The sequence below is a fragment of the Elusimicrobiota bacterium genome, assembly GCA_016721625.1.
In the GTDB taxonomy this organism is placed as follows: Bacteria; Elusimicrobiota; Elusimicrobia; order FEN-1173; family FEN-1173; genus JADKHR01.
Genome location: JADKHR010000001.1, coordinates 57,944 through 75,812 on the forward strand (window position 1 = coordinate 57,944; position 17,869 = coordinate 75,812).

Sequence of the window (17,869 nt, forward strand, 5' to 3'; positions counted from 1 at the left end):
AAACGGATGTTTTGTCAGAGGCATCGCTGGCGGCGTGTCCAGGGAGGTTCATTGAAAAAGCGATTGTTTGATTTTTCGGATGTCCACTTGTACGTGGTCACCCAGCCTCCTCGGTCGGGGCAAAGTTACACGGCCATGGTCCAGGCGGCTTGCGCCGGAGGCGCGGACGTTGTCCAGTTGCGGGACAAAACCCTTTCAGCGCGGGAACTTTTCCGTCTGGCGAAAGACCTCCAGGCGATCTGCGACCGGACGGGGACGATTTTTATCTTGAACGATCGGGTGGACGTGGCTTTGGCGGCGGACGTGGACGGGGTCCATGTGGGACAAGAGGATTTGCCCGTCCGCGTGGTCCGGGAGATGCTGGGGCACAAGAAACGAATCGGGTGTTCCACCCATTCCACGGCCCAGGCCCTGGCCGCGGTGGGGGACGGCGCGGACTACGTGAGTTGCGGCCCGCTTTTCGCCACTCCGACCAAGCCCGACTACGCGCCGGTGGGTTTGGCCCTCTTGAAAGAATACAGCCAGCTTATCCGGATCCCGGTGGTGGCCATCGGGGGCATCGATGCCACCAACGCCGCCCAGGCGGTGGCGGCGGGAGCGGACCGGGTGGCCGTGGTTCGGGCGGTGTCCGGCGCGGCGGATGTCGAAGGGGCCGCCAGGGAATTGAAGGACCTGATTTTGAGGGCGAAGGAAAGTCGGAAAGCGACGGCGGTTGCCGGGAGGCCGAAACCATGAGCAATAAAAACCTGACCCAAATGCATCGGGCGAAAGCGGGTGAAGTCACCCCCGAAATGAAACGGATTTCCGTGGTGGAAAAGGTGGAGCCGGAGTTCATCCGACAGGAAGTCGCCCGGGGCCGCGCCATCATCCCCGCCAACGTGAACCACTTGAAACACCGCCTGGACCCCATGGTCATCGGGATTAACTTCAACTGCAAGATCAACGCCAACCTGGGCAACTCCTCCACCACGTCGGACATCCCGTGCGAATTAAACAAGGTCGACCTGGCGATTAAATACCACGCCGACACCGTCATGGACCTTTCCACCGGCAAGGACTTGGACGCGACCCGGGAAGCCGTGATCGCCCATTCGAAGGTGCCGGTGGGCACCGTGCCGATCTACGGGGTGTTGGCCCGTGTGGGGAAAGTGGAGGAAATCACGCCCCAGCTTTTCCTGGACGAAGTGGAAAAGCAGGCCCGCCAGGGGGTGGACTACATGACCATCCACGCGGGACTTCTCAGGGAACACATCCCCCTGACCAAAAACCGCCTCACCGGCATCGTCTCCCGGGGGGGATCTCTTTTGGCCCAATGGATGATTTCCCACAATCAAGAAAACTTCCTGTACACGCACTTCGGGGAACTCTGCGAGATCTTTAAACAGTATGACGTCTCTTTTTCCCTCGGGGACGGCCTCCGACCGGGTTGTCTGCACGACGCCAACGACGAAGCCCAGTTCGGAGAGCTGAAAGTGTTGGGCGAGCTGACGCTTAAGTCCTGGGAGCACGACGTCCAGGTGATGATCGAAGGTCCGGGCCACGTGCCGCTCCATTTAATCAAGATGAACGCGGAGATCCAACAAAAGTGGTGCCACGAGGCGCCCTTCTACACGTTGGGCCCCCTCGTCACCGACATCGCGCCGGGGTATGATCACATCACCTCCGCCATCGGCGCCGCCGTCATGGGGTGGGCCGGGGCCTCGCTACTTTGCTACGTGACTCCGGCGGAACATTTGTCTTTGCCGAACGCCGATGACGTGCGGCAGGGATGCATCGCCTACAAAATCGCCGCCCACGCCTCCGACATCGCCCGGGGCCGTCCCGGCGCGCGGGACCGGGACGACGAACTTTCCAAAGCCCGGTTTGAGTTTCGTTGGAAGGATCAGTTCCGCTTGTCTCTCGACCCGGAAGCCGCCCAGGCCAAGCACGATGCGACCCTTCCGGAGGAAGGCTTTAAGGACGCGCGCTTCTGTTCCATGTGCGGCCCCAAATTCTGTTCCATGCGCATTACCCAGGACGTCCACCGGCTCGTGCAGGAGCACGCGGCGCACGTTCAGGCGGGCGTGGTGGCTCCGACACTGGACACCCCGGCGGAAGTCCCCGCGGCCCTCAGGACGTAGCCCGGAATCCTCGGGCCATCCTGTCGCGGGGCGGTCGGAGAGGGAAAAAATGAAAAAGCCTCCACATCGTTCTTTTTAGTTCGGGTTCCGGCGACCTAGGCCAATCTGGGGCCCGGGTTCGATGTGTTGGGGCTGGCCTTAGGCCTTTTCGACGAGGTGAAGCTGACTCTCTGGCCTAAGAGCCACAAACCCGGTCTATCTATTACGACGACCGGGCCGGGCGCCGGAGGCATCCCCACGGGTCCGTCCAACCTGGTTTTTCGCGCGGTTCGCACGGTTTTTAAGGCCGCCCGAAAATCACTTCCTGCCGTTGAACTCCATTTGAAGGTTCGGCTTCCCGTGGCGGGCGGATTGGGGTCCTCTTCGGCGGCCATTGTGGGCGGGCTCGTCGCGGCCAATGCCGCGGTGGGGAACCGATTTTCGGTGGCCGATCTCGTGGAGATGGCGACCGCCATCGAGGGGCATCCGGACAATGTTTTGCCGGCCTTGGTCGGCGGATTGTGCGCCGGAGTGGTGACGAAAGACGGCGTCAAATTCGTCGCTTGGAAAGACGCGTCCATGAGAAAAAACCTTCGGGCGGTGGTCTGCACGCCGGATTTGCAGGTGCCCACGGAGAGGGCCCGTAAAATCCTTCCGGCCCGGGTGGACCGGCAAGACGCCATTTTTAACGCGGCCCATGTGGCTCTCTTCTTGAGTGCTATCAAGGAAAAGCGCTACGATCTATTGGGCGAAGCCATGGGGGACCGCTTGCATCAGCCCTATCGGGCGAAACTGGTCCCTGGCTTGATGTCGGTCGTTGTGGCGGCTCGACGAGCGGGAGCCTACGGCGCGGCGCTGTCCGGCGCGGGTCCGACGGTGTTGGCCCTGGCCCCCGTCTTTCGGGCCGAGGGCGCCGCCCGAGCCATGGAGCGTGCATTTCAGCGGAACGGCGTCGAGTCTCGTTCGACCGTTTTGGCCATCGAATCACGCGGGGCCCGAAGGATTCGTTGAGGTGGTTTGAGGAGAAGCGCCTTGTTTTGTTGGGATGGCTGTGCGTTGAAAGGAATGCCATAACGTGGAAGGGACGGGTGCCATGAGCCAGTTGGTTGTCATGAAATTCGGAGGAAGTTCCGTGGCGGACGCCGACCGCATTAAAAACGTGGCGGGTCGGGTGATCGCCAAGCGCAAGGGAGGCCACCGCGTCGTGGTGGTCGTCTCCGCCCCGGGGGACATGACGGACGATTTGATCGAGATGGCCGATAAAATCACGGATGAGCCTTCCGGGCGCGAGATGGACATGCTTTTGTCGACGGGGGAACAGGTCTCCATTGCGCTCCTGTCCATGGCCATCAACCATCGGGGCGTGCACGCGGTATCCCTCACGGGGCCCCAGGCGGGGATTTTCGCCGACGAAACCCACACGCGGGCCCGCATCACCGATATTCGCCCAGCGAAAATCTTGGGAGAGTTGAAAAAGGGACGCGTCGTCATCGTGGCCGGTTTTCAAGGGCTGAACCCCAACGAAGACATCACGACTCTGGGGCGCGGCGGGTCGGACTTGACGGCGGTGGCGCTGGCGGCGGCGCTCAAAGCCGACGTCTGCGAAATTTACACGGACGTGAAAGGCGTTTTCACCACCGATCCCCGGATCGTTCCCGAGGCGCAAAAGATCGACCGGATTTCGTTTGAGGAAATGCTGGAGCTGGCCGGAGCGGGGGCTCAAGTGATGCAACCCCGGTCCATTGAAGTGGGCAAAAAGTTCGGCGTGGACATCCACGTTCGATCCTCTTTTAGCGAAGAAGAAGGTACGTTGATCACGGCGGAGGTGCCGCGCATGGAAAACGTGGTGGTCTCGGGGGTCGCCTACGATCCCAAGCAGGCGAAAATCACATTGCGGAACATCCCGGACCGTCCGGGCGTGGCGGCCCGGGTGTTTGGTCCGCTGGCCGAGGAAGGTGTGAACGTGGACATGATTATCCAGTCGGCTCCCCAGGCCGGGCGGAACGATATCTCCTTCACCATCGGACGCGCCGACACCAAAAAAGCCATGAAGGTTTTGGACGAGGCGGCCGGAGTCCTCAAGGCCGAAGAGGTCGTTCTGGACGATAAAGTGGCCAAGATCTCCATCGTGGGCGTCGGCATGCGGAGCCATCCGGGCGTGGCGGCCAAACTCTTCAAGTCCCTGGCGGACGGCGGCGTCAACATTGATATGATCTCCACCTCGGAAATCAAGGTGGCCTGCATGGTGAAGGAAGACGATGGTCCCAAGGCCGTCCGCATCGCCCACAAAGCCTTCGAATTGGACAAGCCTCATCCCAAGGGGAAATAGTTTGGCCCCGCGATCGAAACCGGGCCAGGTTCTTCTCTACGACACCACCCTGCGGGACGGGACCCAGGGGGAGGGGATTTCTTTGTCCGTGGAGGACAAAGTCAAGATCGCCCAATCCTTGGATCGGTTGGGCGTGCGCTACATCGAGGGCGGCTGGCCCGGCTCGAACCCCAAGGACGAGGAGTTTTTTAAGCGGGCGCGCTCTCTGCGCTTCAAAAACGCCCGTCTCTCCGCCTTCGGCTCGACGCGCCGCAAAGACAGTCCCGCCCATTCGGACCCGAACCTGGCGGCCATCGTGCGGGTGAAAACCCCCGTGGCCTGCATTTTCGGCAAGTCCTGGGATCTGCATGTCCTTCATGCCCTGCGGGCCACTCCGGAGGAAAATCTGACGATGATCTCCGACTCCGTGCGTTTCCTGAAATCCAAGGGCAAAGAGGTGATTTACGACGCGGAGCATTTTTTTGACGGGTACCGGGCCAACGCGGAATACGCTTTGGCCAGCCTGAAGGCCGCCCTGCAGGCCGGCGCCGACAACTTGACGCTTTGCGATACCAACGGCGGCGCCCTCCCGCACCAGATCGCCGAGATCGTTCAAGACGTCCACCGCCATCTCCCGAAGGCGCCGCTGGGCATCCATTGCCATAACGACTCCGACGCCGCGGTGGCGAATTCCCTAGAAGCCGTGCGGCAGGGGGTGATCCTGGTCCAAGGCACCATCAACGGCATCGGGGAACGGTGCGGCAACGCCAACCTGATCTCCATCATCCCCGGGGTCATGAAAAAGCTGGATCGGCCGTGCCTCACCGATGTCCAATTGGCTTCCCTGACGGAAACCTCCCGCTACGTTTCGGAGATTGCCAATCAGGTGCCCCACGACGGACAGCCTTATGTGGGGCATTCGGCCTTCGCCCACAAGGGCGGGGTTCACGTGTCCGCCATGGCCCGGCACACCAGTACCTACGAACACATGGGGCCCGCGGTGGTCGGCAACAAGCGCCGCGTCCTCGTGTCTGAGCTGGCCGGGCGCTCCAACATGATCTTGAAAGCCCGGGAGTTCAATGTGGATTTGGAAAAACACCCCGAGGCCGTGGACAAGATCATCCATCAGGTGAAAGCCCTGGAAAACCAGGGTTATCATTTTGAAGGGGCCGAGGCCTCTTTCTATCTCCTCGTCATGCGGTTGGTCCATCCGTTCAAACCTTTTTTTGATCTGAAGGGGTTCCGGGTGATCGTGGAGGAGGATAAGACCACGGGCGGCTTGGTGGCCGAGGCCACGCTCAAAGTCGTGGTGGAGGGAAAGACGGAGCACCGCGTGGCCGAAGGGTCCGGCCCCATCGACGCGTTGGATCAGGCTCTCCGCCGCGCTCTGGAAAAATTTTATCCGGGCTTAAAAACCATGCGATTGATGGACTTCAAGGTCCGGGTCATCAACGCCACGGCGGGCACCGCCGCCAAGGTCCGGGTCTTCGCCAATTCCCGGGACCCTGACGAAGAATGGGGCACCGTGGGCGTCTCCGGCAACATCATTGAGGCCTCTTGGCAGGCCCTGCGGGACGCGGTGGAATATAAACTCCTAAAAGACAGCCAACGCCGAAAACCTCGGCGCGCCTAAATGATTTCCCGCGGCGCCGGGGTTTTGGCCGTCCTCCTGGCCTTTGTGGGTCTGCGGGGCGACGGGAGGTGGTGGGTGACGGTCGGTTTGGCGGGAGCCTACACCCTCGTGGAATTCAGCGACCGCCTTCACGCGCTTTTGCCACCGCGCTGGGCCCGGGGACTTTCCCCTAACACGTTCCGCTGGGTGGGCGCCGGTGTCGTTGGTTTGACGATCCTCCGCCTTATTTACGGTATCACCCAAGGAACCCTGGTCATGGCCGACGATTTGTTTCGCGACGCCGGTCTTTGATTCCGAAATTGTTAGAACCTGGATTCTTTTTTAAGGAGACTTTATGAAACCCCTGATCGTTGCCCTGTTCGTTTCAAGTCTTTTCCTGGCGGTTCACGCCGCGGAAAATCCTGTGGAAAATGCCCCCGCCAAAGACACCGCTGTTTCTCCGCCAGCCGCAGCGCCGAAAGCGGATGAAAAATCTGTTTCCACCCCCGCACCCGCCGCGACGGAAGCGAAAACGACTCCGCCGGACGATGTCAAAAAACCAGAAGAAATAGCGGCTCCCGCTACGACCTCTACCGCCGCAACGGATTCGAAAGATACGGTGTTCAGTTCCACGCCCGTTGTTTCCACGGTTTCGGCGCCATCCCCCGCGGAGGTCCCGCCGGCGATCGAAGTGAAAAAAGTGGAAACAGTGCCTCCTCCCTCGGTGGGTTTCGCGGCCCCTCTCCAAACGCTGGTCGCTTTCCATGAAAAGGAAATAGCCTCCTTGAAACAGACGATGACTCAATGGGAAACGAAGGTCGGCCCCGTTTTCCAGCGCCGACGGGACCTGGAACAATCCCTCAAAGCAAATCTGGAAAAAGTGGAGGAATTGAAAAAGCTAAACACCAAGGCCAGCAAAAAAGAAGCCAACAGCCTGAAGAAAGAGATTTCGGAAACCAAAAAAGGCCTTTCGTCCGTCGAAAAAGAAATCAGTGCCCAACGCAAAGTCCTGATCGCGGAAACCCGTGACGCTTCCCGTGTGTCGGAGCGGCTCCTGAAGGATTATAATCAACACGTTACCGCCGAGATCGAAGCTCTTCAGAAGTGAGGGGGGGGCGTATAGTATAATAGTGAAGGGCGTCCCCTAAGGGGGGCTAAAAATAACTTGACAGGGGATCTGGTTTACTGGTAGGCTATGGGTGATGTTAAACAATCGGGTGGTTGTCGTCGCTGTTCTTTTGGTCCGGGGCCTTGTCCCGGGCCTGGGGGGCGTCGCGCGATAGCCGGTTGTTAAAGCTGAAGGAACGAGGGCCGCCGGCGCAATCCACCGGCGGTTTTTTTGTTTACAGTCGAATTTTTGTTTAAAAGGGGAATGCCATGAACGCTGACCAACAGAATGCCCTGCATCTCATCTCTTGTCTCGTGGAAGACCGGCCCGGCGTTTTGGCCCGCATCAGCGGACTGATTTCGGCCCGGGGGTTCAATATCGATTCCTTGGCCGTGGGCGGCACTCAAATCGAGGGGATTTCTCGGGTGTCCCTGGTGTGCCGGGGGAATCAGCGGGTGGTGGGTCAAATCGTCGCCCAATTGAATAAATTGGTGGACGTGATCCGCGTGGCGGACTTGAGCTGGGATGATTGTTTGGAAAGCGAGCTGATGTTGGTCAAAATTTCCGCTCCGGCGGGCCGCGAGGCTTTGGATACGGTGTGCCGGGTGTTCCATGCCCGGGTGAGCGATTTGGGTTCGGCGGGGTTCATGGTGGAGGCCGCCGGGCGCGGGGAGGAAACCGACGCCCTCATTCAAGCCCTGGAACCCTTCGGGATCCAGGAAGTGTCCCGCACGGGCCGCATCGCCCTGCAAAGGGGCAAAACCCTGGACCTGACCGCCGACCTCCTGCCCCACGGAGAAGAGGGCAAGAATGTCCCCGGGGAAATGATGACGGGGGCCGACATGATCCCCCGCGTATTCGCCCAGGAGGGCGTGGACACGGTGTTCGGCTATTCGGGCGGGGCCATCCTGCCCGGCATTGACGCCTTTTTCCGGTTCAACGAAAAACAGCCGGACAATAAAAAGATTAAGTTCATTGTGCCCGCCAACGAACAAGGCGCCGGGTTCATGGCGTCCGGCTACGCCCGATCCACGGGCAAGGTGGGCGTGGCGTTTGTGACCTCCGGGCCCGGCGCCACGAACACCGTGACGCCCGTGCGCGACGCCGCGGCGGATTCGATTCCCCTGGTGGTATTGACGGGACAGGTGCCCCGCCCGGCCATCGGGAGCGACGCGTTTCAAGAGGCGCCGGTGTTCAACATCATGATGTCCTGCGCCAAACACGTGTTTTTGGTGGAAAAACCGGAAGAATTGGAAGCGACGCTTCGCACGGCGTTTTGGATCGCCCGCACCGGCCGGCCGGGGCCCGTGGTGGTGGATATTCCAAAAGACGTCCAGTTGTGGCAGGGGGCTTACCGCGGGGCGGGGTTACTGCCGCTCCGGGGGTACCGCCGCCGGGTGGACGTCTTGGCCAAATCCCGCTTGTCGGAAGAAGCCGCACGGATATTTTTCGAACACCTCACGGTGTCGGAACGGCCCCTCCTCTACGTGGGCGGCGGCGTCATCAACAGCGGGGCGGCGGCGGAGTTGAAAGAGTTCGCCGAAATTTTTCACTTGCCTGTGGTGACCTCCTTGATGGGCATCGGGTCCTTGGACACCCAACATCCCCAGTCCCTCCATATGTTGGGCATGCACGGGACCGCCTTCGCCAATTACGCGGTGGACGATTGTGATTTCCTGTTCTCCATCGGCGCGCGGTTCGACGATCGGGTGGCCGGAAAGGTGGCGGAATTCGCTCCCCACGCGAAGTTCATCGGCCATATGGACATCGACCCGGCGGAAATCGGCAAGGTGAAGGTGGCCACCTGGAGCCATGTGGCCGACGCCAAACGGGGCCTGCGGGACCTGATCGATGCGGGCAAACGGATGGGGTTCAAAAAAGACCTCTCCGCCTGGTGGAAGGCCTTGGACGCCAACCGGAAGAACCATGCCATGAACTACGATCGAAAAAGCCTGTTGATCCAACCCTATCACGCCTTGGAGATGTTGTCGGAAATGACGGGGGGCCAGGCGATCTTTACCACGGGAGTGGGCCAACATCAAATGTGGGCCGCCCAATATGGGCGCCACAAACTTCCGCGGCATTTCTTGACGTCCGGGAGCATGGGCACCATGGGGTTCGGCCTGCCGGCCGCCATCGGCGCCCAGTTCGCCAATCCCGGCAAGACCGTGATCAACATCGACGGGGACGGAAGCATTCGCATGAACCTGGGCGAGCTGGAAACGGTGACCACCTACGGGCTCCCCGTGAAAATCCTCCTCTTGAACAACGAGGGGGACGGCATGGTGCGCCAATGGCAAACGCTGTATTTCGGCAAGCGCTATTACGCCATCGACAAAAACCTTCACTCGATTCATTTCGTGAAGGCCGCCGAGGCCATGGGGTTCCCCTTCGCCAAACGCATTTCCAAACCCGCCGAGCTGGGCGACGCCCTGGGGGCCTTCGTCTCCAGCGAGGGCCCGGCGTTTCTGGAGGTCATGATCGATCCCAAGGCCATGGTGTATCCCATGGTGGGGCCGGGATCGGCCTACAAAGACATGGTGACCGGCGAATGGATCTCTCATCGGGGCGCTGTTCCCGCGCCGGCCCAGAAGGGCGACGCGGTTCCTGACCTCTTCTAGACTTGTTATAATTTGGCCGCTGTAAAAGGCCCCTCTCCCGGCCGATGGCCGCCCTCTCCCGCACGCGGGAGAGGGAAAACGCTTCAAAGAAACCGGGGGGCTACGATCTTCCTATGCGCTTTTTCAAATTAAGGAGCATTTATGACGACTGAATCGGGTTTCACGCTCAAAGCGAAAACGTTTTACGACAAGGACGCCGATCTGGGCCTTCTCAAAGGGAAGAAAATCGTGGTCTTGGGATACGGATCCCAGGGGCACGCCCAGGCCTTGAATTTAAAGGATTCGGGATTGAACGTCGTCGTGGCCGTCCGGCCCGGCGGGCGCGGCTACGCGTTGGCCTTGAAACACGGCTGGACCGTTGGAAAGAACCTGATCACCAACAACGTCGAGGCCATCAAGGACGCGGATTGGATCCATTTCCTTCTGCCCGACGAGGCTCAGGGAAAGTGTGGCGGGAGGAAGTGGCGCCGAACATGAAAAAAGGCGCGGTCCTCTCCTGGTCCCACGGGTTCAACATCCGGTTCGGCCAAGTGTCTCCTCCGAAAGAAGCCGACGTGGTTTTGATCGCCCCCAAAGGCCCGGGCCACTTGGTTCGGCGCACCTTCGAGGAAGGGAAAGGCACGCCCGCACTGGTGGCGGTCGAGCAGGATTATTCGGGCAAGGCTTTGGCTTACGCGCTGGCCTTTTGCAAAGGCGTCGGCGCTACCCGGGCGGGCGTCATCCAGACCACCTTCACGGAGGAGACCGAGACCGACCTCTTCGGGGAGCAGAACGTTTTGTGCGGCGGCGTCGTGGACTTGGTCAAGGCGGGGTTCGAGACGTTGGTGGAAGCCGGCTATCAGCCGGAAATCGCCTATTTCGAGTGCCTGCACGAATTGAAGCTCATCACCGACATGATTCAAGAGGGCGGCATCGGCTGGATGAATTATTCCATTTCCGACACCGCTGAATACGGGGAATACAGCCGCGGTCCGCGGTTGGTGACGGCGGAGACGAAAGCTCAGATGAAACGGAATTTGACGGAGGTCCAAAACGGCACCTTCGCTCGGGAATACCTGTTGGAGAAAATGGTCAACGGTCCCGTCATCAATTCCAACCGCCGGGCCAACGCCGAACACCTGATCGAAAAAGTCGGCGAAAAGCTCCGCGGCATGATGCCCTGGCTCAAGAAAAAGGAGTAAGGGCCCTCCATGAGCCGCTCCTCCCGTTTCGTTCCGATCCACGCCGACGGCTGGAAGTTTATCCTTGGGTTTGCGATCCTGGGGGGCCTGTTCTTTTTCTTGGGCCCCCTCTTCTCCCGGATCGTCGGCGGGGTGCTGGCGGCGGCGGCCTTGTTTTCCATGTATTTTTTCCGGGACACGGATCGGGCCGTTCCCGCGACCTCCGACCTCGTTTCACCGGCGGACGGGCGGGTATTGGAAATTGCGGAAATCGACGGGGAAGGATACGGGCGCGGGCGGGTTCTGCGTATTTTCCTCTCGGTATTCGACGGCCACGTTCAGCGGTCGCCCGTGGCGGGCACGGTGCGCCAGGTCCATTACCGACCCGGTTCCTTTTTGGACGCGCGGGATCCTCGCGCGCCCTTCGCCAACGAATGCAATGCCGTGGAAATTGAAAGTTTGCGCGGGCGGGTGGTGGTCCGCCAGATCGCGGGCCTCATCGCCCGGCGAATCCTCTGTTGGGTCCGGCCGGACGACACCTTGGACATGGGGGAACGGATCGGCTTGATTCGGTTCGGTTCCCAGGTGGATCTTTATGTGCCCCGCGACGTGGCCATCACCGTGAAAGAGGGGCAACGGGTTCGCGGGGGGGAAACGATCGTCGGGCGTTGGGTGGAACAATCCTCCCCCACTTCTTCCGTTTCCGAAACCGTGGGAGCGGCGCCATTTCCGGAGGTTCGCGCGTGACAAACCGAGGTCCTTTGAACTTTTTGCAGACGCTCTTCGATATTCGGCGGGAAAATAAACCCATGTTTCCGCCCGCTTCCCTGGCTCCGAAGCCGCCGGTCCGGCGGGGGATTTTCCTCCTCCCGGCCTTGCTGACTTTAACGAACATGGGGTTCGGTTTTTATTCCATCGTCAAATCCGTGAACCAAGAATTCAGCGCGGCGGCCACGGCCATCCTTCTGGGTCAGGTTTTTGACATCCTGGACGGGCTGGTGGCCCGGCTCACCCATACCTCCAGCCGGTTCGGCATTGAGCTGGATTCTTTGGCGGATTGGATGACCTTTTCCATCGCCCCCAGCTTCTTGATGTACGAGTTGGTCTTGAAGAACAACAAGTCCTGGGGCTTCGCCATCGCGTTGTTATTTATCATCTGTGGAGCTTTGCGGCTGGCCCGGTTCAACCTCAAGGCCCAGATGGGGGAACCTTCCTCGGGGTTTTTCACGGGCCTGCCGACCCCCGCCGCCGGCGGCGTGCTGGCTATTTTCGCCCTGCTGTATGATATCCAGGAGATCGGAAAACCCATTCGAAGCCTGCGTTTGGTGATGAGCCAGGTGCCGGTATTCTTCGAGGTGGTGCCCGCCATCATGCTGTTGCTGTCCCTCCTGATGGTGTCCGACGTTCATTACGCCAAATTTAGGGTGCAGAACCTCCTGCGGCCCCGGGGCTTGCGGGCGTTGGTTATTACCGTTTTGGCCATGCTCATGATCTGGGTGTATCCGCAGAACATGATTTTGATTCTGTACGTGTCTTACATCGGGTGGGGGCTCGTGGGCTATTTTCTGGTCCCCTCCCGGCGGAGAGAGACCTCCGTTCGGACCAAAGACGACCCGCTGGACAGCTACGGAAAATAGATGCCCAAACCAGACCGCATCCTGATTTTTGACACCACCCTGCGCGACGGGGAACAGTCCCCGGGCGCCAGCTTGAACATCAAAGAAAAGTTACAGGCCGCCCGCCAATTGGCGGAGCTGGGCGTGGACGTCATCGAGGCGGGATTCCCCGTTTCGAGCCCCGGCGATTTCGAGGCCGTCAAAACCGTGGCCAAAGAAATCCGCGGCCCCCAGATTTGCGGTTTGGCGCGCGCGGTGAAAGGCGACATCGACGCCTGCTGGAACGCGGTGAAGGTCGCCCAACACCCCCGCATACATACGTTTATCGCGACCTCGGACCTGCACATGGAGCAGAAGCTCCATATGTCCCGCCAACAGGTGTTGGACCGGGCCGTCGAAACCGTTCGCTACGCGAAAAAGTTGACCGAGAACGTGGAGTTCTCGGCCGAAGACGCCGTGCGGTCGGATTTTGATTATCTTTGCCGCGTCATCGAAGCCGTCATCGACGCCGGGGCCACGACGGTGAACATTCCCGACACCGTGGGGTATTCCATCCCCTCGGAATGGGGGGAGAAGATCCGAAGCCTCATCGCCCGGGTTTCCAACATCAAAAAAGCGGTCGTGAGCGTCCATTGCCACAACGATCTGGGGTTGGCCGTAGCCAACTCCCTGGCGGCCGTGCAACAGGGCGCTCGGCAAGTGGAATGCACCGTGAACGGGATCGGCGAACGAGCCGGAAACGCCTCCTTGGAGGAGATCGTGATGGCCCTCCGGACCCGGAAGGATCTCTTCCGCTTAACCACCGGCGTGAACGCCAAGGAAATCGCCCGGTCCAGCCGGTTGATCTCGAAACTGACCGGCATTCCGGTTCAGCCCAACAAGGCCGTGGTGGGGGCCAACGCTTTCGCCCATTCCTCCGGCATCCATCAGGACGGCGTGTTGAAGTCCCGCACCACCTACGAGATCATGAGCCCCGCGGACGTGGGCGTGGAAGAAAGCGCCCTGCTCCTGACCGCCCGGTCGGGGCGGAACGGGATCAGCAACCGGCTGAAACATCTGGGGCACGTTCTCCCAGCGGCGCAGATGGACATCCTGTTTTAAAAATTTAAGACGTTGGCGGACAAGAAGAAATACGTGTTCGACGACGATCTCCTGGCGCTCCTGGACCAGGAAGGGCGGGAAAAGGCGGGCGAAGTCTACCACCTGGAATATCTGAACACCACCTCCGGGACGGGGATCGTGCCCACGGCGACCCTCCGCTTGAAAAAAGAGGGGAAGATTTTTCAGGAAGCCTCCTGCGGCGACGGGCCCGTGGACGCGGCCTATCGGGCCATCGATAAGATCACGGGGCTACGCCCGGAATTGAAGGAATACGCTCTTCGATCGGTGTCCTCCGGAACGGACGCCCAGGGAGAAGTGTTGGTTCGGGTGGAGGACAAAGGGTTGGTGGTTTCCGGCCAGGGGACCTCGACCGACATCGTGGAAGCCAGCGCCAAGGCTTATTTGAACGCCGTGAATAAAATTATTTCCGCTCGGGCCGCCGGACGGCCGCTCGTGGCGAAGAAGGGGATGTGATGGGAAAAACACTGCTCGACAAAGTTTGGGACCTGCACCGGGTCCGGGAACTGCCCAACGGGCAAACCCAGTTGTTCATCGGTCTTCACCTCATCCACGAGGTCACGAGCCCGCAAGCCTTTCAGATGCTCCGGGAGAAGGGCCTTCCCGTCGCTTTTCCGGATCGCACCTTCGCCACGGCGGATCACATTATCCCGACGGAAAATCAAGCTCGCCCCTTCGCGGACGGGTTGGCGGAAGAAATGATGGCGGCGCTGGAAACCAACTGCCGGCAATTCGGAATCAAGTATTTTGACTTCAAATCGGGCGAGCAGGGCATCGTCCACGTCGTCGGGCCGGAGCAGGGGCTCACCCAGCCCGGCCTGACCGTCGTCTGCGGCGACAGCCACACCTCGACCCACGGCGCTTTCGGCGCCATCGCCTTCGGCGTGGGCACGACCCAGATCCGGGACATTTTGGCCACCCAGACCTTGGCGCTTTCGCGGCCCAAGGTGCGGCGCATTCGCGTTTCGGGGAATCTGGCGAAAGGCGTCTATGCCAAGGACGTGATTTTGGCCGTGATCCGTCAGTTGGGAGTGAAGGGCGGGATCGGTTACGCCTACGAGTTCGCCGGGGACGCCGTCGCCCGCATGACCATGGAAGAACGGCTCACCGTCTGCAACATGGCCATCGAGGGCGGCGCCCGGGTGGGTTACATCAATCCGGATTCTACCACCGTGGGATTTCTGCGGGGCCGGCCGCACGTTCCCGCGGGACCCGCTTTTGACAAGGCCTCGGCCTGGTGGCTTTCCATGGCTTCCGACGCCGACGCCTCTTTCTCGGACGAAGTGGCCCTGGACGGGGGCGCTCTGGAGCCCCAGATCGCTTGGGGCATCAACCCGGGCCAGACCGTGGGGGTTTCCGAAAATCTGCCTCAACCCGGGGCGTTGCTCGGGGGAGAGCGGGCGAGTTTGGAAGAGGCTTATCGCTTCACCTCCTTTGAGCCTGGAAAACCGGTGCGGGACATCGCCATCAACGTGGCGTTCATCGGATCCTGCACCAACGGGCGCATGTCGGACCTTCGGGAAGCGGCCAAAATCGCCCGGGGGCGCCAGGTGGCCAAAGGGGTACGCGCCTTGGTCGTGCCGGGGTCCCAGAAGGTTCAACGCCAGGCGGAGTCGGAAGGCCTGCATGAGCTTTTTCGAGCCGCCGGGTTTGAATGGAGGAACGCGGGTTGTTCCATGTGCTTGGCCATGAACCCGGACAAGCTGAAGGGGCGCGAGGTCAGCGCTTCCAGTTCCAACCGCAATTTCATCGGTCGACAGGGAAGCGCCACGGGGCGGACCCTGCTCATGAGTCCGGCCATGGTGGCCGCCGCGGCTATCCGCGGCCGCGTGGCCGATGTTCGGGAGATGCTATGAGCCTCGATTCCGTGATCCAACAAGTGAAAGGCCGGGCCGTCGCCGTACCGGGGGACGACATCGACACCGATCGCATCATGCCGGCGCGTTATTTGCGTTGCGTGACCTTTGAGAACATCGGGGCGAACACCTTTCAGGACGAACGCTTCGATCCGAGCGGAAAACCCAAAGTTCATCCGTTCAACGATTCGAAACACCAGGGCGCCTCCGTCCTGGTGGTGAACAAAAATTTTGGTTGCGGGTCTTCCCGCGAGCACGCCCCCCAGGGGATCTTGCGTTGGGGGATCCGGGCCATCGTGGGCGAATCCTTTGCGGAGATTTTTGCCGGCAACTGCACCGCCATCGGGCTCCCCGTTTTCACGGCGGCGGAGGCGGACGTTCGCGCCCTGATGGCCTACGCGACGGAGCATCCCGAAGGGACGGTGGAGGTGAATCTGAAAGGGAAGGAAGCCCTGTTTGGCGGAAAGCGGATCCCGCTGGAAATGCGGGAGTCGGCCAGGGCGCTCTTCATGGAGGGGACCTGGGATTCCAGCGCCACCCTGTTTTCGGCCATGGCCGCCGTGCAAGAGACGGCGCGGAAACTTCCCTACCTCCACTGGGGTTCTCTTTCATAACCCGTGGGCCCTCCTTCGGAGGAAAAAAAAATTGTGCCCCGCTCCGATTGCCGAGCGGCGACGGATTTCGTGGTGGAAGTTTACCAGGAAGATGGAAAAACCCTGCGGGGCATTTCAAGGCTGTTGGATTTGTCCGTCAGCGGGGCGTGCGTGGAATCCACCAGCGAGTGGAACGAGGGGGAGGACGTCGTGATTCGCGTACTCTTGGATCAACGGAACCTTTTGGTTCTTCCCGCCCGCGTGATTTGGAAACGTTTGTTCTCAAAGACCTCCCAATTCGGGTTGGTTTTTCGGGAATATCCGGCGGAAATTCACCAGGTGATTCAGACGTTCGTAGCGGATTTTGAGGCGCGGCTTCACCGCATGGCGCCGAAAGTTTTTTACAACGAGTAATCCAGGAGGTCCCACGTGAGTTCCGGAGTTCCCTCAAACAAAGCAAAATCGTCCTACAAAATCGCCGTGATGGGTGGCGACGGTACCGGCCCCGAAGTGGTCAACGAGGGGCTGAAAGTCCTCAAGGCCCTCGGAAAATCCCTCGGCATCACCTTTGATTGGATCCCCTACGATTTGGGCGGAGAACGCTACAAGAAAACGGGGGAAATTCTTCCGGATTCGGCCCTGGCGGAACTGCGCAAAGTCGACGCCATTTACCTCGGCGCCATCGGCCATCCCGATGTGAAGCCTGGAATCTTGGAGAAAGGGCTCCTGCTCCGTCTCCGCTTTGAGCTGGACCAATACATCAACCTCCGTCCCGTGAAACTCTACCCCAACGTGGCGACGCCGCTCAAAGACAAGGGGCCTGAACATATCGACTTCGTGGTGGTTCGGGAAAATACGGAGGGCCTCTACGTGGGCGCCGGCGGGTTTTTGAAAAAGGGAACGCCCGACGAAGTGGCCATCCAAGAATCCATCAACACGCGGAAAGGCGCGGAACGCTGTCTTCGCTACGCCTTTCAACTGACGCGGGAGCGCGCGAAAGGGAAAAAACTGACGCTCTGCGGAAAAACCAACGTTTTGACCTTCGCCTTCGACTTGTGGGAGCGGGCCTTTCACGAGGTGGCCAAGGACTTTAGCGATATCAAAACCGATTACGCCCACGTGGACGCCACCTGCATGTGGATGGTGAAAAACCCGGAATGGTTCGACGTGATTGTCACCGACAACATGTTCGGGGACATCATCACCGACCTGGGGGCCATGATCCAGGGCGGCATGGGGATCGCGGCGCGGGCGGCAACATCAACCCCGAGGGCGTTTCCATGTTCGAGCCCATCGGCGGTTCGGCTCCCAAATACACGGGCCAGAACGTCATCAACCCCTTGGCCGCCATTTGCGCCGGCGGCATGATGATGGACACCCTGGGCCAAAAAGAAGCCGCGCGCCGCGTCGAAGCCGCCGTGGTGAAACTGCTCCAATCCGGCAAGATGAAAAGCCAGGCCGCTGGAAAAATGGGCATGTCCACCACCGAAATCGGAGATTGGATCGCCGCCAACGTCTAGAAAGGTTTGAGCGAAAGGCCCCGGGGGTGTCGGCCACCTCCGGGGCCTTTTTTTTGTCTGCTTGTGTGGCAGGTGAACTATTCGGAATGTCTTGAGGTGTTTCTACCCAGGGTCATGGTCGGTGACATCCGGGCTGATCTGGGCGTCATGTCCAGGCGAGGGGAAAATGGGTAAGACGAATACTGGCTTGGGTGTCACCGCTGACGTTTGCCTATTTACAATAATGTTACAAGTTCTAAAGGCGGAATTAAGGTTTC

General features: G+C 60.3%; 13 protein-coding genes and 3 pseudogenes. All 16 read left to right on the forward strand.

Features of this window, described 5'->3' with window-relative positions:
- The first annotated feature begins 6 nt into the window (after window positions 1–6).
- The 16 genes and pseudogenes from thiE (at window position 7) to IPP35_00345 (ending at window position 17,612) form a co-directional block, all read left to right on the forward strand.
- Entirely contained in the window at window positions 7–735 is a 729-nt protein-coding gene (thiE, locus tag IPP35_00270) for a thiamine phosphate synthase (GenBank protein MBL0057584.1), read from the forward strand.
- Window positions 732–2,120: a phosphomethylpyrimidine synthase ThiC gene (thiC, locus tag IPP35_00275; GenBank protein ID MBL0057585.1), complete on the forward strand. Its 1,389-nt coding sequence runs from the start codon at window positions 732–734 to the stop codon at window positions 2,118–2,120. Before thiE ends, thiC begins: the two co-directional genes overlap by 4 nt.
- A gap of 123 nt (window positions 2,121–2,243) precedes the next feature.
- Window positions 2,244–3,110 (forward strand): homoserine kinase, encoded by an 867-nt coding sequence (gene thrB, locus IPP35_00280; protein MBL0057586.1) that lies wholly within the window; start codon window positions 2,244–2,246, stop codon window positions 3,108–3,110.
- A gap of 82 nt (window positions 3,111–3,192) precedes the next feature.
- The gene (locus tag IPP35_00285) at window positions 3,193–4,428 is read left to right on the forward strand and encodes an aspartate kinase (GenBank protein ID MBL0057587.1); all 1,236 of its coding nucleotides are present in this window, start codon (window positions 3,193–3,195) and stop codon (window positions 4,426–4,428) included.
- Window positions 4,358–6,040 carry a citramalate synthase gene (locus tag IPP35_00290; protein ID MBL0057588.1) on the forward strand — a complete coding sequence of 561 codons (1,683 nt, stop codon included), beginning with the start codon at window positions 4,358–4,360 and terminating at the stop codon, window positions 6,038–6,040. Before IPP35_00285 ends, IPP35_00290 begins: the two co-directional genes overlap by 71 nt.
- Window positions 6,041–6,331 (forward strand): hypothetical protein, encoded by a 291-nt coding sequence (locus tag IPP35_00295; GenBank protein MBL0057589.1) that lies wholly within the window; start codon window positions 6,041–6,043, stop codon window positions 6,329–6,331.
- Window positions 6,332–6,374: 43 nt separating this feature from the next.
- Window positions 6,375–7,127, forward strand: coding sequence for a hypothetical protein (locus IPP35_00300; GenBank protein MBL0057590.1), 753 nt, complete (start codon window positions 6,375–6,377; stop codon window positions 7,125–7,127).
- Between the two features lie 269 nt (window positions 7,128–7,396).
- A complete protein-coding gene (gene ilvB, locus IPP35_00305) occupies window positions 7,397–9,748 on the forward strand; it encodes a biosynthetic-type acetolactate synthase large subunit (GenBank protein MBL0057591.1) in 2,352 nt (783 codons plus the stop codon).
- Between the two features lie 141 nt (window positions 9,749–9,889).
- Window positions 9,890–10,929, forward strand: a pseudogene (ilvC, locus tag IPP35_00310) (ketol-acid reductoisomerase).
- Between the two features lie 9 nt (window positions 10,930–10,938).
- A complete protein-coding gene (locus IPP35_00315; GenBank protein ID MBL0057592.1) occupies window positions 10,939–11,655 on the forward strand; it encodes a phosphatidylserine decarboxylase in 717 nt (238 codons plus the stop codon).
- On the forward strand, window positions 11,652–12,545 hold the full coding sequence (pssA, locus tag IPP35_00320; GenBank protein ID MBL0057593.1) for a CDP-diacylglycerol--serine O-phosphatidyltransferase: 894 nt from the start codon (window positions 11,652–11,654) through the stop codon (window positions 12,543–12,545). Before IPP35_00315 ends, pssA begins: the two co-directional genes overlap by 4 nt.
- A pseudogene (locus IPP35_00325) lies at window positions 12,546–14,099 on the forward strand (2-isopropylmalate synthase).
- A complete protein-coding gene (leuC, locus tag IPP35_00330) occupies window positions 14,096–15,499 on the forward strand; it encodes a 3-isopropylmalate dehydratase large subunit (GenBank protein MBL0057594.1) in 1,404 nt (467 codons plus the stop codon). Before IPP35_00325 ends, leuC begins: the two are co-directional and overlap by 4 nt.
- On the forward strand, window positions 15,496–16,113 hold the full coding sequence (locus tag IPP35_00335; GenBank protein MBL0057595.1) for a 3-isopropylmalate dehydratase small subunit: 618 nt from the start codon (window positions 15,496–15,498) through the stop codon (window positions 16,111–16,113). Before leuC ends, IPP35_00335 begins: the two co-directional genes overlap by 4 nt.
- A gap of 33 nt (window positions 16,114–16,146) precedes the next feature.
- Window positions 16,147–16,506: a PilZ domain-containing protein gene (locus tag IPP35_00340; protein MBL0057596.1), complete on the forward strand. Its 360-nt coding sequence runs from the start codon at window positions 16,147–16,149 to the stop codon at window positions 16,504–16,506.
- A 69-nt stretch (window positions 16,507–16,575) separates the two neighbouring features.
- Window positions 16,576–17,612: pseudogene (locus tag IPP35_00345) on the forward strand (3-isopropylmalate dehydrogenase).
- Window positions 17,613–17,869: the final 257 nt, after the last annotated feature.

Excerpts from the sequence above, each read along its gene's own strand:
- IPP35_00315 (MBL0057592.1), top strand. The coding sequence starts at position 10,939 with ATGAGCCGCTCCTCCCGTTTCGTTCCGATCCACGCCGACGGCTGGAAG.
- IPP35_00300 (MBL0057590.1), top strand. The coding sequence starts at position 6,375 with ATGAAACCCCTGATCGTTGCCCTGTTCGTTTCAAGTCTTTTCCTGGCG.
- IPP35_00290 (MBL0057588.1), top strand. The coding sequence starts at position 4,358 with ATGGTCCCAAGGCCGTCCGCATCGCCCACAAAGCCTTCGAATTGGACA.
- thiE (MBL0057584.1), top strand. The coding sequence starts at position 7 with ATGTTTTGTCAGAGGCATCGCTGGCGGCGTGTCCAGGGAGGTTCATTG.
- IPP35_00295 (MBL0057589.1), top strand. The coding sequence starts at position 6,041 with ATGATTTCCCGCGGCGCCGGGGTTTTGGCCGTCCTCCTGGCCTTTGTG.
- ilvB (MBL0057591.1), top strand. The coding sequence starts at position 7,397 with ATGAACGCTGACCAACAGAATGCCCTGCATCTCATCTCTTGTCTCGTG.
- thiC (MBL0057585.1), top strand. The coding sequence starts at position 732 with ATGAGCAATAAAAACCTGACCCAAATGCATCGGGCGAAAGCGGGTGAA.
- IPP35_00285 (MBL0057587.1), top strand. The coding sequence starts at position 3,193 with ATGAGCCAGTTGGTTGTCATGAAATTCGGAGGAAGTTCCGTGGCGGAC.
- IPP35_00335 (MBL0057595.1), top strand. The coding sequence starts at position 15,496 with ATGAGCCTCGATTCCGTGATCCAACAAGTGAAAGGCCGGGCCGTCGCC.